General features: G+C 59.9%; 17 protein-coding genes. 8 read left to right on the top strand and 9 right to left on the bottom strand.

The window, feature by feature from the left end; translation table 11 throughout:
* From V7747_RS07020 to V7747_RS07000, 5 genes are all read right to left on the bottom strand, one after another.
* Complete coding sequence (locus V7747_RS07020; protein ID WP_335615343.1) at positions 1-816, bottom strand: SDR family oxidoreductase; 816 nt, start codon at positions 814-816, stop codon at positions 1-3.
* Complete coding sequence (locus V7747_RS07015; RefSeq protein WP_335615342.1) at positions 800-1,483, bottom strand: TenA family transcriptional regulator; 684 nt, start codon at positions 1,481-1,483, stop codon at positions 800-802. Before V7747_RS07015 ends, V7747_RS07020 begins: the two co-directional genes overlap by 17 nt.
* Entirely contained in the window at positions 1,480-2,940 is a 1,461-nt protein-coding gene (locus tag V7747_RS07010) for an AMP-binding protein (RefSeq protein WP_335615341.1), read from the bottom strand. The genes V7747_RS07015 and V7747_RS07010 overlap by 4 nt, the downstream gene beginning before the upstream one ends.
* The gene (locus V7747_RS07005; protein WP_335615340.1) at positions 2,927-3,613 is read right to left on the bottom strand and encodes a thermostable hemolysin; all 687 of its coding nucleotides are present in this window, start codon (positions 3,611-3,613) and stop codon (positions 2,927-2,929) included. The genes V7747_RS07010 and V7747_RS07005 overlap by 14 nt, the downstream gene beginning before the upstream one ends.
* Before the next feature lie 96 nt (positions 3,614-3,709).
* Positions 3,710-4,159, bottom strand: a complete 450-nt coding sequence (locus V7747_RS07000; RefSeq protein ID WP_335615339.1) for an OsmC family protein — start codon at positions 4,157-4,159, stop codon at positions 3,710-3,712.
* A gap of 92 nt (positions 4,160-4,251) precedes the next feature.
* Between V7747_RS07000 and V7747_RS06995 the strand changes: the two genes are divergently transcribed.
* The 5 genes from V7747_RS06995 (at position 4,252) to V7747_RS06975 (ending at position 7,688) form a co-directional block, all read left to right on the top strand.
* On the top strand, positions 4,252-4,578 hold the full coding sequence (locus tag V7747_RS06995; protein WP_335615338.1) for an ArsR/SmtB family transcription factor: 327 nt from the start codon (positions 4,252-4,254) through the stop codon (positions 4,576-4,578).
* Positions 4,568-5,002, top strand: a complete 435-nt coding sequence (locus tag V7747_RS06990) for a YeeE/YedE family protein (protein ID WP_335615337.1) — start codon at positions 4,568-4,570, stop codon at positions 5,000-5,002. The genes V7747_RS06995 and V7747_RS06990 overlap by 11 nt, the downstream gene beginning before the upstream one ends.
* 2 nt (positions 5,003-5,004) lie before the next feature.
* The gene (locus V7747_RS06985; RefSeq protein WP_335615336.1) at positions 5,005-5,424 is read left to right on the top strand and encodes a DUF6691 family protein; all 420 of its coding nucleotides are present in this window, start codon (positions 5,005-5,007) and stop codon (positions 5,422-5,424) included.
* Positions 5,421-7,148, top strand: a complete 1,728-nt coding sequence (locus V7747_RS06980; protein WP_335615335.1) for a SulP family inorganic anion transporter — start codon at positions 5,421-5,423, stop codon at positions 7,146-7,148. The genes V7747_RS06985 and V7747_RS06980 overlap by 4 nt, the downstream gene beginning before the upstream one ends.
* Positions 7,149-7,220: 72 nt before the next feature.
* Positions 7,221-7,688 (top strand): c-type cytochrome, encoded by a 468-nt coding sequence (locus V7747_RS06975; RefSeq protein WP_335615334.1) that lies wholly within the window; start codon positions 7,221-7,223, stop codon positions 7,686-7,688.
* A gap of 85 nt (positions 7,689-7,773) precedes the next feature.
* Here the strand turns inward: V7747_RS06975 and V7747_RS06970 are convergent, their stop codons facing one another.
* Positions 7,774-8,451, bottom strand: coding sequence for a cytochrome b/b6 domain-containing protein (locus V7747_RS06970; protein WP_335615333.1), 678 nt, complete (start codon positions 8,449-8,451; stop codon positions 7,774-7,776).
* Positions 8,452-8,760: 309 nt separating this feature from the next.
* On the opposite strand from V7747_RS06970, the gene V7747_RS06965 reads away from it, so the two are divergent.
* The gene (locus V7747_RS06965; protein WP_335615332.1) at positions 8,761-9,237 is read left to right on the top strand and encodes a hypothetical protein; all 477 of its coding nucleotides are present in this window, start codon (positions 8,761-8,763) and stop codon (positions 9,235-9,237) included.
* A gap of 74 nt (positions 9,238-9,311) precedes the next feature.
* Here the strand turns inward: V7747_RS06965 and V7747_RS06960 are convergent, their stop codons facing one another.
* The 3 genes from V7747_RS06960 to V7747_RS06950 form a co-directional block, all read right to left on the bottom strand.
* Complete coding sequence (locus V7747_RS06960; protein ID WP_335615331.1) at positions 9,312-10,097, bottom strand: SDR family oxidoreductase; 786 nt, start codon at positions 10,095-10,097, stop codon at positions 9,312-9,314.
* Between the two features lie 481 nt (positions 10,098-10,578).
* A complete protein-coding gene (locus V7747_RS06955) occupies positions 10,579-11,010 on the bottom strand; it encodes a hypothetical protein (protein WP_335615330.1) in 432 nt (143 codons plus the stop codon).
* A 102-nt stretch (positions 11,011-11,112) separates the two neighbouring features.
* On the bottom strand, positions 11,113-12,729 hold the full coding sequence (locus V7747_RS06950) for a TIGR04141 family sporadically distributed protein (RefSeq protein ID WP_335615329.1): 1,617 nt from the start codon (positions 12,727-12,729) through the stop codon (positions 11,113-11,115).
* 475 nt (positions 12,730-13,204) lie between these two features.
* Here V7747_RS06950 and V7747_RS06945 point away from each other — a divergent pair, with 475 nt between their 5' ends.
* Both V7747_RS06945 and V7747_RS06940 read left to right on the top strand, forming a co-directional pair.
* Positions 13,205-13,753, top strand: a complete 549-nt coding sequence (locus V7747_RS06945) for a sigma-70 family RNA polymerase sigma factor (RefSeq protein ID WP_335615328.1) — start codon at positions 13,205-13,207, stop codon at positions 13,751-13,753.
* Positions 13,750-14,469 (top strand): anti-sigma factor, encoded by a 720-nt coding sequence (locus tag V7747_RS06940; protein WP_335615327.1) that lies wholly within the window; start codon positions 13,750-13,752, stop codon positions 14,467-14,469. The genes V7747_RS06945 and V7747_RS06940 overlap by 4 nt, the downstream gene beginning before the upstream one ends.
* Positions 14,470-14,519: the final 50 nt, after the last annotated feature.

The raw sequence follows: 14,519 nt of genomic DNA, 5'->3' as shown, positions 1-14,519 counted from the left end.
TCAGTGCTCCTTGACCGGGCTGGCCGGGATGGTGGGGGTGGCGTAATGCCGAATGGTGGGCAGTTGGCGGCGCAGGGCCTTGTCGACCAACCGTGGCAGCAGGCTGTTAAGGCGCACGAACAGCCTCTCGGGATAGCCCAGATGCACCTCGCGCAGGTCGTTATCGAGTGCCTTGATCAGCCGTGCTGCAACCAGCTCCGGGCTGTCCATACTGACCTGCAGTTCGGCGTTCATGGCCTCGACCGCAGCGCTGTTCATCTCGGTGCGGGTGGCGCGCGGGGCCAGGTAAAGCACCCCAACGTTGGTGTCGGCCAGCTCGCGGCGCAGTGCCTCGGAAAAGCCGCGCAGGGCAAACTTGGTGGCGCAGTAAACGCTGAAACCGGGGTAGCCGAGCGAGCCGAAGGTCGAGCCGATATTGACCACGCAACTTTGCGCCTGGGTACGCAGCAGCGGCAGTAGCGCGCGAGTCAGCTGCATTGTGGCGGTCAGGTTGGTCTGCACAAGATCGTCGATGGTGCTGTCCTGCATGTTTTCGAACAGGCCGAAGTGGTTGATCCCGGCGGCATTGATCAGCAGGTCGAGGCCGTGCATCTGCTCGACCTTGTGTGTTACCCGAGCGCGGTCTTCAGCCACGCGCAGGTCGGCTTGCAGGCAGTTGACCTGTCCGGGAAACCGGCTGACCAGGGCCTGCAGCGCCTGATCCTGGCGACCCACCACGGTAACCTGGGCGCCGGCGGCGCACAGCCCGGCGACGATGGCCTGACCCATACCGCCGGTGGCGCCGGTCAGCAGCACGCGACTAGCTGACAGCTGCATGACGAACCTCCTCCTCGACCGAGCCCGGCAGGCTGCGGAACATCTCGGCATACAGGCGGTAGATCACCTTGGCGGTGTGCAGCACCGCGCTGCGGTCGGCGTCGTTGTCGATCCGGTTGACCAATTGCTCGAAGAACTTCATGTGTTCCAGATCCAGCGAACCGTGCGAGGTCAGGTAGCTGAATGCCTGCGGCGGCAGGCCGAGGCCTTCTTTCAGGCTGCCGGCGGCCTGGGTCGCCAGCGCGATGCTGGTGCCTTCGAGCACGAACACCATGCCCAGCATCGACATGGGATTCAGCCGATTGATGCGGTCGTACATGGTGCTGACCATCAGCTCGGTGGCCAGCGCCGGCGTGCTGTGGCGGACCTCCTCGGCATCGCCACCGCAGGCGCGGATGTCGTTGAGAATCCATTCCTGATGGCCGATCTCTTCCTCGATGTATTCGGCCATGGCCTCGCGCACCCACTCATTGTCGCTGTCCAGCCGGGCGCCGCAGGCCATCAGCAGCGGCACGGTGTGGCGCACGTGATGGAAGGCCTGGGTCAGGAAGGCAATGTAGCTGTGGCGCTGTACCTCGCCGCGCAGGGCGGCCTGAATCAGCGGCGAGCTGAACAGGTACTCGCGTTCGTTTACGGTTTCGTTTTGCAGTTGCTCGAAGAAAGTCATAGGGCGATGTCCTCGGTTAGCAGGCCCAGTAGGGCTGCACGGTAGTGTTCGATGATCTGTTCGCGGCGCAGGCGACCGTTGCTGGTCAACTGGCCATTGCTGGCAGTGAAGGCTTCGCTGGCGGTCAGCCAGGGGCCGATGCGGGCGTAGTCGGGCAGTCGGCTGTTGGCCTGGGCAATCGCCTGCTTGATATCGCTCACGCGGAAGGCGCTGCTGCGTGGCACGATCAGCGCGACGTTGACCGGCAGCGCCTCGCCGTACACCAACACCTGGGCAATCGCCGGGTGGGCGGCGATCTCGGCCTCGACCCATTCGGGGTTGACGTTGCGGCCGTAGGCGGTGATGAACTGGTTTTTCTTGCGGCCGAGGATGCTCAGGTAGCAATCCTCCAGCGTGCCGATATCACCGGTCGGCCATTCGTCGACGGTCAGCGGCGGCTCGCCGAGATAGCCCAGCGCGCGGGCGCCGCGGACCATGATTTCGCCGTCATCGGCAACCCGGATCTGTACATGCGGCAGCGGCTGGCCGACGGTGCCCGGGCGGTTGTAGCCCGGACGATTGAGGCAGACCACCGACGCGCATTCGGACAGGCCGTAGCCCTCGAACACCGGCAGGCCCTGCTTGGCGGCGCGTTCCAGCAGTGACGGCGCGACCCGGCCACCGCCGACGGCGATAAAGCGCAGGCTGCGTGGCAACGGGGCACCGGCATCGGCGGCCTGCAGCAAACCCTGCAGCAGCTGTGGCACCAGGATCAGGCTGTGCGGCTGGCTCTGGTTGAGTACCGTCAGCAGGCGTGCCGGGTTGAGCTGTGCGCCCTGCAGGCCGGTATCGGTCGGCACACTGATGCTGGCGCCGTTGAGCAGCGCGGTCCAGGCACCGAGGTTGTCCAGCAGCACGGCCAGCGGTAGCAGAATCAGGTGCTGCTGCGGATCAACCGGCGAGCAGGCCTCGCGCAGGCTGTCGGCGACCTGCAGCATGGCGTCGGCGGACAGGCAGACGCCCTTGGGCGTGCCGGTGGTGCCGGAGGTAAAGGTGATCTTGGCGGTGCCTTTCGGGATGCCGACGCCCATCGGTGCCCGTTGCCAGCCTAGCGATGTGGCGGCAAACCCTTGGGCCAGCAGCTCGGCAGCGTCGTCGGCCATGCCCAGCACGGTGTCGACGCCGGCGCTGCGCAGCAGGTGCTCGCGTTGCTGGCGGGTGAAGAAGGGCGCGATGGGCACGCAGACCAGGCCGGCCTTGAGGATCGCCAGGTCCCAGAGCAGCCACTCGCGGCCGTTGGGCAGGGCCAGGGCGATGCAACGGCTGCCCATGTCGCGTAGCTGCTCGACGCGGTGGTCGATTTCCGCAGGCAACTCGGCGTAGCGGATACTGCCCCGCTCGTCACTCAGCGCCAGTTTGTTAGGGCGTTCGGCCGCGTAGCGTTCCAGGCAGTGCCAGAGGGTGTCAGGCGCAATCATGGGCAATCTCCGGGCCGTTTTGCAGATAATCGGGTTGGTAGCGCAGCCGTTCGAACAGACCGCGACTCTGCAGCTGGTTGAAGCCTTCCGGGATATAACCGGCCATCACCCGCGGCTGGGTGGCGTAGTAACTGCCCCAGTCCAGACGGGCGTCACCCAGGCGCAGTGGATTGGCCGGGCCCAGATCAATCGGGCTCAGGGTCAGGCGCTGGAAGCTGTTGAGCAGCATCGGCGTGCCGGTGAAGACCACCCAGGTGTATCCGCTGGTGGCCAGGTAATGGGTCAGGGCGATGATCAGCAGGCGACCGGCACCCGGTGCCAGCGCGGCGAGGTTGCCGACTTCGACTACCTGATCGCGATGAATCGGCAGATCGGTGTGCTGACGAATGGCGTCGCACACCGGCAGATCCAGATAGTGCTCCAGAAACAGCGGCTCTTCGCTGGCGCTGCGCAGCCCTACGCTGGCCTGCAATTCACCCTGTTGGCACAGCCCCAGCAGCTCCGGCATGAACTGCTGGACGTCGGCGCCGTAGGTATCGGCAAAACAGGCATGAACAAAGCCCTCCAGCCGCGTCCGCAGTATGCAGCCGGGGTGCTGGGGGGCGTGCAGCAGGGCGGCGTCATCGCCAAGGCGGGCGAGTTGCCGAGCCGGTGGAACGGGGGTCTGTGACATGGCCATTCTCCTCAGGTTGGTGAGGAGAATGGCGGGCGAAACTTAAGATCGCCTTAAGCGACTATCCGCGGCGGCTTTTTCTGCGCTGCCGGGCGCTCAGCCCTTGAGCAGCACGCCGTCGCTGTCCAGCACCTGCAGCCGGATTGGCAACGCGGCCACCACGCTTTGCGATACGGTGCAGAAGCGCTCGAACTGATCGAGGATGCGCTCCAGCCGCTGAAACGACTCCGCCGGGTGGCCCAGGTGTAGGGTGACGTCCACGCTCAACACGCGCAACAGGTTGTCGGCGTTGCGGCCAAGGTGGCCGACGGCCTCGGTGCGGATGCCGTCGTTGGGCTGATGAAACTTGCCGAGCGCAAACACCAGACTGTCGCTCAGGCAGTTGCCCAGCGCGGTGACCAGCAACTGGGCGGGGCTCGGTCCCTGACCGGTACCCAGGGGCGCGGGCTCGTCGGTTATCAGATCGGGGGTCTCGTTCGGGAACTGCGCCAGGAAGCGAAAGCCTTCCTGTTGTTGCAGGGTAACAGCTACCTGATCATCGCTCATGGGGGGCTCCGAAAGCGCGGGTTGGTTGCAAACAATCTATTTTTTTATATATTGTCGGTCAATAGTGTAGTGCAAGAGACTGACCTGCTGATATGAACACAACGTCCGACATCCAGCGCCTGCGCGCCTCCGCTGACCAGGCCCACCAACTGCTCAAGACGCTCGCCAACCGCGATCGGTTGTTGCTGCTTTGCCAGCTGGTGGAGGGCGAGCGCAACGTGGGCGAGCTGGAGGCGCTGCTGGGTATTGTGCAGCCGACGCTGTCGCAGCAGCTGGCGGTGTTGCGCCGCGAGGGGCTGGTCGATACCCGGCGCGAGGGCAAGCAGGTCTACTACCGCGTTGCCAGCCGCGAGGCGTTGGCGATTCTGCATACCCTTTACGGCCTTTACTGCGCCGAGGAGAGCGACCATGAGCATTGACTGGACGGCCTTTACCCCGATCAGCGCCCTCGCTGGCGGTGCGCTGATCGGCGCCGCCGCGGCGCTATTGATGCTGTTCAACGGGCGTATTGCCGGCATCAGCGGCCTGGTCGGCCGGCTGTTGCTGCCGCAGGCGGGTAATCGCGAAGGTCTATTGTTTGTTGTGGGGCTGCTGCTGGCGCCCTGGCTGTACCTGCTGGCGGCAGGTGAGCTGCAGGTGCAGATCGAGACCGGCCCGGTGGGCCTGGTAGTGGCCGGTTTGCTGGTCGGCTTTGGCTCTCGGCTGGGCTCTGGCTGTACCAGTGGCCACGGCGTGTGCGGACTGGCGCGTCTGTCGCCCCGTTCGGCCGTGGCGACGCTGAGTTTCATGGGGGCAGGCTTTGTCTGCGTGTATATCGTGCGTCATCTGCTGGCGGGGGTCTGAGTATGCGTGCCTGGGTAGCCTTGATCAGCGGCGTGCTGTTTGGTTTTGGTCTGTTGCTGTCGGGTATGGCCAATCCGGCCAAGGTGCTGGGGTTTCTCGATCTGGCAGGCGCCTGGGACCCGTCGTTGGCGCTGGTCATGGTAGGTGCCATCGCGGTCGCCTTCGCGCCCATGCAATGGGTTCAGCGCCGTGGTCTTACCCTGCGTGGCGAGGTGGCGCAGCTGCCCGGCAATCGCCAGATCGACCGGCCGCTGGTGTTGGGCAGTCTGCTGTTTGGGGCGGGTTGGGGCCTGGCCGGGTTCTGTCCCGGGCCGGCACTGGTGGCCGCCGCTGCACTGGTGCCGCAGGCGTTGCTGTTTGTTCTTGCCATGCTCGTTGGCATGGCCCTGTTTACCTGGTTTGAGCGTCGGAGAGCCGGATGAGTGACAACCCTCGGCTGCAGCCGCCGGGCAGCAACGCGCTGTTCGGCTGGTTACGCAGCTATCGCCGTGCCTGGCTGACCGGCGACCTGACCGCCGGGCTGGTGCTCAGCATCATGGTGATTCCGCAGAGCATGGCCTACGCCATGTTGGCCGGCATGCCGGTACAGGTGGGTCTGTATGCCAGTCTGTTGCCGCTGCTGGGCTACGCCCTGTTGGGCAGCAGCATGAGCATGTCGGTGGGTCCGGTCGCGGTAACCGGCCTGATGACCGCTACCCTGCTGACGCCGCTGGCCAGCTTCGGCAGCCCGGACTACCTGCAACTGGCCGTCTGGCTCGCGCTGCTTTCGGGCATCCTGCTGTTTGTGCTCGGCTTGCTGCGGCTGGGCTTTCTGGCCAACTTTCTCAGCCACCCGGTGATCAGCGGCTTTATCAGCGGGGCCGCCATTCTGATCATTCTCAGTCAGTTGCCCAGCCTGCTGGGGCGGGAGGCGCTGCCGCACAGCCTGAACGAGCTGGTGCAGGAATGGCAGCAGGTCAACTCGCTGGTGCTGGGCATGGGGGTGCTGGCGCTGGCCTGGCTGCTATATGCCCGCAGCGCGATGGCCGGCCACTTGCAGCAACTGGGCTTGCCTGGTGCCCTGGCCACGCTGCTGGCGCGGCTGGCGCCGATTGTGGTGGTGGTGCTGGCCGTCTGGATTACCTGGCACTTCGATCTCGCCGCGCAGGGCGTTCCGGTGGTGGGTCATCTGCCGGCCGGGCTGCCGGCGCTGGTATGGAGCACGCCGGGGCTGGGTGATCTGCGGCAGTTGCTGCTGCCGGCCGCGCTGATCAGTCTGGTGACCTTTGTCGAGAGCGTGTCCATCGCGCAGTCGCTGGCGCGGCGCAAGCGTCAGAGCATCAACCCCGACCGCGAACTGCTGGGCCTGGGCGCCGCCAACCTGGGTTCGGCAATCACCGGAGGCTTTGCCGTGGCCGGTGGCTTCTCGCGTTCCAGCGTGAATATCGAAGCGGGTGCCAACACGCCCTTGGCGGGGGTGATCGCCGCCGGCTTCATTGCGGTGATTCTGCTGACGGTTGCGCCGCTGTTCGCCTACCTGCCGTTGGTCCTGCTGGCGGCAGTGATCATGGTGGCGGTCACGCCGCTGATTGATCTGCGCAGTCTAACGCGGGCCTGGCGCTACGACCGCGCCGAAGGCCTTACGTTGCTCAGCACCCTGCTTGGGGTTCTCATCCTGGGGGTCGAGGGCGGGATTGTACTGGGGGTGTGCTGGTCGATCGTGGCGCAGCTGTGGCGCGGCAGCCGACCGCACGTGGCGGTGGTCGGCCGGGTGCCGGATACCCACTATTTCCGCAATACCAAACGCCATCTGGTCGAAACCGTGCCTCACCTGCTGGCGCTGCGCATTGATGAAAACATCTTCTTCGCCAATACCAAGGCGGTGGAACAGGCCATTTATCAGGCGCTGGCCGACTACCCCGATACCCGCGAGGTGTTGCTGATTCTGTCGGCGGTGAATCACATCGACAGCACCGGGCTGGACATGCTCAGCGAGCTGACCGAAGGCCTGGGTGAGCGTGGCATCCACCTGCACCTGGCCGAGGTCAAGGGCCCGTTGATGGACCATCTGGAACAGACCGACTGGATCACCCGTCAGGTCGATCAACTGTTCCCCAGCACGCACATTGCCTTCAACACCCTGGCCGAATTGAAGCGCTCCGATTAGACCATGGCAATATCGGCCCCGCTGCCGTTACCATGACCCCAGGCCTGCTTGAGGCCCAACAAGGAGAGATGCATGAAAACCGTGATTGCCGGCGCCCTGAGCGCCCTTCTGCTGGGCGGCGCCGTAACCGCTCAGGCACAGGTCTCGCCAGAAGACCAGATTGAACTACGCAAGGCCGGATTCAGCTACATGGCCTGGAACATGGGCAAGCTCAAGGCGCAGGTCATTGAGGGCAGCGTAGAGTACAACCAGCAACAGGTTGAAGCCGCCGCCAACACCATCGCTGCCATCGCCAACTCCGGCATTGGTGCGCTCTTCGGCCCCGGCACCGAGAAAGACATCGGCAGCCAGCACACCCGGGTTGACCCTGCCCTGTTCGACAACATGCAGGACGTGGCACAACTGGCCGGCAACCTGGGCAGCGCCGCCAACACTCTGGCCGCCGAGGCAAAAACCGGTGACAAAGACGCCATCCGCGTGGCCTTTGGCGAGGTCGGCAAAACCTGCAAGGCTTGCCACGATAAGTACCGTCTGGACTGAATCAGCCAGCCTGAACGCAATAGGGCCGCTGCACTGCAGCGGCCCTATTTTTTTAACCGGTGTTTATGCACCCGCCGGCCCAGAACTACCAGGCCGGTACCGCAGGCGCGGGGGGCGGCGCGGGAATCCAGCCGCCATACGCCAGCCAGACCATACCAATGGCAATGATTATCGCAACACAGAGTGCCAGACCGCCGGCGGCCTCGTTCTCCGGTTCCTTCATCTGGTGTACCGTCTTGCGGCCATGCAGCATGGGGCCCACCAACTTCTTGCCGCGCAGCCGGTAGAAGGCAATCGCTGCCAGGTGCAGGCCGATCACCGCATAAATAAACTCTTCGGTAGAGCGGTGCCAGCCGCTTACCAGCGTGCTGGTTTCGCTCGACACCAGGCGGGTGAGCGGGCCGTAAAAGGCCACATCATCATTGGAGAACAGACCGCTCAGCGCCTGGAAGCTGAGCAGCCCCAGCATCAGAAACACCGAGAGCGCGCCCAACGGGTTGTGCCCAAGCCCCTGCCAATGGCCGCGCACATACTCCAGCACCCGTTTCGGCGTAGGGAAGAAACCACCAAAGCGTGCGTAGGTGCCGCCCACCAGGCCCCATACCAGACGGAAGGTGAGCAGCCCCAGTACCGCCAGGCCAAAGCGCTCATGCCACACCATCCAGCCGCCACCCAGACTCACCGTCACCAAGGCGCCAGTAACGCAGAGCGCCAACAGCCAGTGAAACAGACGAAGAGGCAGATCCCAGACGACGACTTGCATGCAGTGTTCACCACGTTTTTATCCAGCAACAGAGGCTAACCGCTGAGGCCCCCGGCCGCAACACTCAATGCCCAGGCGGCGCGCAGCTGTCTTACTGTCTGATAGGTCTCTATAGCGTGCAGGTTGGAGGTTTCCCGCTTGCTCCAAGCACTGTTATGAGCCGCTCGTAGCGGTTTGTCAGGCGGTGCAGGAAAGTACGCTTGAATGGCTTAAATATCATAATGACATTGCGGTATTTGCTGATTATGATCGCCGAGCTGTATCAGAAGCACATACTAAAAATAAATTATTGAAGAAGGATTCTTCTGAATGACGTCCATGAAAAAGCTGGCCTTGGCCGCTGCCATTTCTGCCTCCCTGTTTGCCTCTGGCTGCGCCAGCATTGTGAGTGACTCGCAGTACCCTGTCGTCGTGAAATCCGAACCGTCCGGTGCCGATTATCAGATCCGCAACCGCAACGGCAGCCTGGTTCACCAAGGCACCACCCCCAACACCGTCACGCTCAAGTCCGGCGCCGGATACTTCAAGGGTGAGCGTTATAAATTGCATTTTTCCAAGGAAGGTTATGAGGAGCAAGATCAGACCCTGGAGTCCAGTATGGATGGCTGGTACTGGGGCAACCTGCTGTTTGGGGGCCTGATCGGCATGCTGGCGGTCGACCCGGCCACCGGGGCCATGTACAAGCTGCCACAAACCAAAACGGCCAATCTGATTCAAGTTCCGCTCGCACAACCTGCGGCGGCCAAGATCAGCGCAGTGGAGGTTGATACCACCGCCAGCCAGTAAGCACAGGTTATCAAAGCCAACAGGGGCGCCGCGGCGCCCCTGTTCTGTTTCTGATCCCCCCTAACGCTCTGACTCTACTGGGGCATATTGCGCGCCAGCTTGTCGCGCAGCAGCTCCGGATCGTTGCTCGCGGCCTTGTCCAGCTCTGCCAGCTCCTCGGGAATGTACCAGTGCAACTTGCTTGCATCGTGGTAACTGGCCCACACCACCTTGGCCACCTCAATCGCTTCAATCAGCCGGAATGGCCCTTTGGTTGGCGCGGTCTGCAAAAACTCGTCCGAGGTCATGCCGGTGCGAATCAGACCCGGCAGCGCATCGGCGCAGCGAATATCAAAGCGCTTGAATTCATTCGACCAGGCCTCGGTCAGGCCTTTCACCGCGTGCTTGCTGGCCGAATACACGGCAATCAGCGGCATGCCCATGGTCGCGGACGATGACGAGGTGTTGAAGCACAGCGCATTGGGCGTGGCCTTCAGCAGCGGCAGCGCGGCGTGGGTGCCGTTGAGTACGCCAATCACGTTCACGTTGATGATCTTCAGCTGATCTTCGAACGACATCTCATCGAAAAAGCCGCGCATGATGATGCCGGCATTGTTGAACAGCACATCCATACGGCCATCGGTCGCGGCGCCAAAGGTCGCGACCGCCGCCTCAAACTGCGCCTTGTCGCTTACATCCAGTGTCTGTATGACGCAGTTGTCGGCGCCCAGCTCTTGCTGCAGCGCGTCCAGCCCGGCCTGGTTGACGTCGAAGGCGCCGATGAACCAGCCCTGCTGGTGAAACAAACGCGCTGTTTCACGCCCCATGCCGGAGGCGGCACCGGTGATGAAGATGGATTGACGGCCGGCGGCTTTGGACATGGGCGGTATCTCTTGTTGGTGTTGTGGATGAGAGGACGTTAGCACTGGCGGGGTGGCTTGGGAGCCAAGGGGTGGTTTGGTGATTATTGGGGAATCATTGGGGTGATGTTTGGGGTGGTGCATGCGTGACCGGCGTTTAGCTTTTACGCCGGAGGTTGGCTCGTTTCTGTTTTTCGCCTCTAGGCGAGTCGGGGGGAGATGCTTGCCCATCTCCCCCCAACGCCCCCCTAGGGCACCCAGCTGCGCGGCCCTTCGGGTTCGCTGCGTTGCTCGATCTGCCGGGGATACTCGCAAACTCGGCGCTTCGCACCTCAGACACCGCGAGCATCTTTTTCCCGGCAGCTCTGCGCTACTCGCCCGCGCAGATGGGATTTGGGACCGAGGGGTGTTGGATGATTCTCCTTAGTGACGCCCGCAGCACTCGCGGCTTTGTAATGGAGGCACAGCCGCAATGGAAGAGCTATCGCTGTGCCTGCGATTGTTAGCCATGTAGAGCTCTCTCAAATATTGCCTGGATCTCAGAAGTCGCATTTCTCAAAGTAGCCAAACGCGTCGTTTGATTGACCGCTGGAGAATAGGCACTCCAAATCTCGCTTTTTAGCTCTGAAAACCTTTCCCGGCTCCTACCTGTCAAATACAACCTCACAAGAAGTTCTTGGCTATTAAGCTCATAAAAACACTCAGAAATAGCCATGTCCTTATCTTCTTGATCAAGGCCCGTATCGTAGAGAATATCTACAGCAACTTTGCGAAACTGATTCAAATGGCTTATGAACCCCGCGAACGCGATGCTTCGTTGTTGCCGAAGCCACTTCTCATATTCTGTTCGGCGAGTTAGAAAGGCACCAAAGAAACCGCCTAACAGGGAAAAGAAACCAGCCACGATGGCAACAATCAACTCAATGTCTTCCACGCCTTCAATACTCCATTCAGGTCGATTGCCAATGCTTGCTACCACCGACCTCTGCACTAAATTTGGGCCGCAGCGGAAGATTCTACCGATAGCAGCGCTTTGTTAGTTTTTCTTTGGCTTGCACTTTTTAGTCTTTAACCAATTGGGGTCAATATCTATTTTAGATAGGGAGATGTTGTAATTTAGTGCTCTTAGTGTTTTTAGAGAGTTCTTTAATGTGATCTTTGAAAAAAACGGGAGCTCTTCAGGTATATGCTTGGTTGTAGCAATTGCATATACCACCGTATATTTATTTGGATCAGGCCTTGGTTTTGGATCAGATAATTTGATTGATGAAGGTAATTTTGGGTTCAGTTTTTCTCTGTAGTCAGCGTCTTTTATAAACGCTTCCGCAGCCACGAATCCTTGAGAGAATAGGTGACTGAGAGTGCTTGAGCTTCTGTATAGCTTGACATGAATGAACTCACTTCCATCCTTTATCAAATCACAGTGCTCTAACTTGTCATAAGGGCCGCCAATCTGGATGTTCTTTTTATCCATCAAGCAAAAATTGCTGTTTGTCTTAGCAATCAGCTCGTTGTAGTCGCCCTCATCATCATGAGAATATATGGGAAATGAGAATGGATGAATATTAATATCGCTGAGGTAGTCATCAACTGCTGACACAAAATCACTGTTTATTTTGTACCACACTCCATTCCTTAGAACGTAAGAATCGCTTCCAAACTTAATTTCAGCATACAGACAGCGGTAGACAGGCCAACTTTTTACAGACTGATACTCATTGTTGTTTACGTGAACAACATGGTTCTTCATTAACGCAACTGTAGGGGTAAGACCACTAAGGTAAGTTATATAGTCATCGAAGGTTAAAACTACATGGCGAAGGGTTTTTTGGTACATATCAAATGAATAGCCGATTTGACCTTCCCAGTCTACTATTTCTGGCTCGCCTAACCAGAAATTAGAGATATTGTTATCGCTCAAGTGTTGATCTAGTTCCAAGTCTAGTATTTCAATCTCATCATAGTCCCGAACCCGATTGATATTTTCTACCCAGCTAAATTTGTCTGGAAGATTAGATCGATATTGCTTGATCGACTTTGAAAGAATCGCGGGTATATCTGAGAGGTTGGTTTCTACTGCTATTGTCAGTGCATCCCTACCAGTTACATGACTCCCAAATTCTTTTACTAGTGATGTACCTGTTACTGCGTAAAGCATCTCCATCTCAGAGTCTAAATGGAGATTAAAAATATCTACATCCCGAGTGCTTTGAGTTCTTGAATTCAATGGATTGTGATCATAGCTAGCCTTGTCTAAGCTTCTCAGCTTGTCAGGATCTACCGAATTCAGCGTCACTTTTAGACCGAAATCACGCTCGATAGATTCTTGCTTTAGCAGATGAAAACCAGTTCCAAAAGACAGGATAAATGTAGCTCCTGATATTCTTACTATAAATACAGCCCCTACATTTGAAGAGGTGCCAAATTCAGAAAGATCAATTTGGCTATCTGCTGTAAACAATCTAGTCCATGGCGGAGCATTTTTAGGGGTCTGCTTTTTTATGTAAAGACGGGCTGATTCTACTTCTGGCAAGTCCATTTCAATAGGTTGCTTAGCACTTTCTAGTTTTATTACATCAGAATCTGGCTTGCTTCCATCTCTCGCCAAATAGATAGATAGCTTTTCTTTTCTGATTTTCTTTACTCTTGCCATAAATCCCTTCTCGGCTCAGTGCTTTAAAACACACATCTAAGCATTTGAACCGCGTGCGCAGTATGCCGATCAAATGCTTGTTGGACTAAGCCTCCACACGGAGGAGACAGCATCTATGGGGTGTTGTCGGTTGGCGTAGTCAGGCATCCGTGCCTCCATAAAGGGGTCTGTAAAAAGCAGTTACTGGCATAGTGCTACGCTTTGGCTGGCTTGCCAACCCTGTTTTTGATCAGCGGCGGTTGCGGTTAGCCCATCACCGCCGTGAGCCGAATAGGGGCGTTATTCGGCTCATGGACTCGTCGGTCGTCGCTGCACCTCGCTGACCTCTCCTGCGGGGTGAGCCGCTGACGCTGTGCACGCCACCGAAACAATTCCTCACGAATTCCCCACTTAATTTCACGGTCCGACATCCGTAATGCCTGCTCGGGGGTATAGCCTGCAGGGACGGAACGGCGACTGGTTACAGGAAGCGGGTATGGCAGACAGCGAGTTTGATTACGAGGGCACTCTGGAGGCCTGTGCGCGGGGTGATAAGGGCGCGTTTCAGCGGCTTTATCAGCGCGAGGCCGGGCAGTTGCTGGGGTTGGCCATTACCTTGCTGGGGCGGCGGGATCAGGCGGAGGACTGTTTGCACGATGCGCTGGTGAAGGTGTGGCACAACGCGGATCGTTTTGATCGCTCGCTGGGTCAGGGCCGTGCCTGGATTTACAGCATTCTGCGTTACCGAGCGCTGAATCAGTTGCGCAGCCGCGGGCGGCTGGTTGATACCGATGACGGCTTTATCGAGCAGATGGCCGATGACAGTGCGCAGGCAGAAGACATCGCCAGCGATCAGTCGGAAGGCCGCGAGCTGCGTCGTTGTTTGCGCCAGCTGGAACGCCCACGTCGTCATCCGATCCTGTTGGCCTTTTACCGGGGCCTGACCCATGAACAGATTGCCAGCCGGCTGACCACGCCGCTGGGCACCATCAAGGGACGTATCCGCGCGGGGCTGCGCGCATTGCAGGAGTGTTTGCAGGCATGATTCCAGAGGCAATTGAGCCGCGTCGGGCGTTGATCGGCGAGTACGTGCTGGGCCTGCTCGAAGAGCCGGAGGCCAGCGAGGTGCGCGCGTTGATTGCGCGCGACCGCGAGGCCGCGCGCATGGCGCTGGAATGGGAGCAACATCTGCTGGAGCTGGCGGACGAGCTGCCAGCCCAAAGCCCTTCGCTGGCGTTGTGGGATCGCGTGCAGCAGAGCCTGGGTTGGGCCCCTGCAGCGCAGGCTAATGCCGCTGAGGGTGTCGCCGGTTGGTGGACTAGCCTTGGCCTGTGGCGCCTGACCAGCGGTGCACTGGCGCTGCTGGTACTGCTCAGTTGGCTGCCCGGCGTACTGCGTGATGCCCCGAGCGGCGACAGCTTCACCGCCGTGCTGCAGGTACCGGGTGAAAGCGCCAAGCCGGGCTGGGTGGTGACGGTCGATGGCGATGGCACGCTGAAGCTGCAATCGCTGGTTGCCGACGCCATACCGGCGGATCGCAGCGTACAGTTCTGGACGCTGCTCGACCCCAAGGACGGCCCGCGCTCGCTGGGCCTGATCGAACCGGGCAAGGGGGTTACCCTGAGTGCCGAGCAGATCGGTGCTGTGCAGGCCGGGCAGCTGTTTGAGCTGACGCTGGAGCCGCAGGGCGGATCGCCGTTGGATCGACCTACCGGGCCGGTTTTGTATATTGGCCGGGCGGTGCTGATCGCGAGTAACTAGCGAGCGCTGCCTTAACGTCTCCGGGCACCTCGCCAGGTGGAAAATGCATC

Origin of the sequence: Halopseudomonas sp., assembly GCF_036960865.1 — a bacterium.
Classification (GTDB): domain Bacteria; phylum Pseudomonadota; class Gammaproteobacteria; order Pseudomonadales; family Pseudomonadaceae; genus Halopseudomonas.
Note: the sequence above shows the minus strand (reverse complement) of the source record. Positions and strands in the feature narration are given on the sequence as shown.

Excerpts from the sequence above, each read along its gene's own strand:
- V7747_RS07020 (WP_335615343.1), bottom strand. The coding sequence starts at position 816 with ATGCAGCTGTCAGCTAGTCGCGTGCTGCTGACCGGCGCCACCGGCGGT.
- V7747_RS07015 (WP_335615342.1), bottom strand. The coding sequence starts at position 1,483 with ATGACTTTCTTCGAGCAACTGCAAAACGAAACCGTAAACGAACGCGAG.
- V7747_RS07010 (WP_335615341.1), bottom strand. The coding sequence starts at position 2,940 with ATGATTGCGCCTGACACCCTCTGGCACTGCCTGGAACGCTACGCGGCC.
- V7747_RS07005 (WP_335615340.1), bottom strand. The coding sequence starts at position 3,613 with ATGTCACAGACCCCCGTTCCACCGGCTCGGCAACTCGCCCGCCTTGGC.
- V7747_RS07000 (WP_335615339.1), bottom strand. The coding sequence starts at position 4,159 with ATGAGCGATGATCAGGTAGCTGTTACCCTGCAACAACAGGAAGGCTTT.
- V7747_RS06995 (WP_335615338.1), top strand. The coding sequence starts at position 4,252 with ATGAACACAACGTCCGACATCCAGCGCCTGCGCGCCTCCGCTGACCAG.
- V7747_RS06990 (WP_335615337.1), top strand. The coding sequence starts at position 4,568 with ATGAGCATTGACTGGACGGCCTTTACCCCGATCAGCGCCCTCGCTGGC.
- V7747_RS06985 (WP_335615336.1), top strand. The coding sequence starts at position 5,005 with ATGCGTGCCTGGGTAGCCTTGATCAGCGGCGTGCTGTTTGGTTTTGGT.
- V7747_RS06980 (WP_335615335.1), top strand. The coding sequence starts at position 5,421 with ATGAGTGACAACCCTCGGCTGCAGCCGCCGGGCAGCAACGCGCTGTTC.
- V7747_RS06975 (WP_335615334.1), top strand. The coding sequence starts at position 7,221 with ATGAAAACCGTGATTGCCGGCGCCCTGAGCGCCCTTCTGCTGGGCGGC.
- V7747_RS06970 (WP_335615333.1), bottom strand. The coding sequence starts at position 8,451 with ATGCAAGTCGTCGTCTGGGATCTGCCTCTTCGTCTGTTTCACTGGCTG.
- V7747_RS06965 (WP_335615332.1), top strand. The coding sequence starts at position 8,761 with ATGACGTCCATGAAAAAGCTGGCCTTGGCCGCTGCCATTTCTGCCTCC.
- V7747_RS06960 (WP_335615331.1), bottom strand. The coding sequence starts at position 10,097 with ATGTCCAAAGCCGCCGGCCGTCAATCCATCTTCATCACCGGTGCCGCC.
- V7747_RS06950 (WP_335615329.1), bottom strand. The coding sequence starts at position 12,729 with ATGGCAAGAGTAAAGAAAATCAGAAAAGAAAAGCTATCTATCTATTTG.
- V7747_RS06945 (WP_335615328.1), top strand. The coding sequence starts at position 13,205 with ATGGCAGACAGCGAGTTTGATTACGAGGGCACTCTGGAGGCCTGTGCG.
- V7747_RS06940 (WP_335615327.1), top strand. The coding sequence starts at position 13,750 with ATGATTCCAGAGGCAATTGAGCCGCGTCGGGCGTTGATCGGCGAGTAC.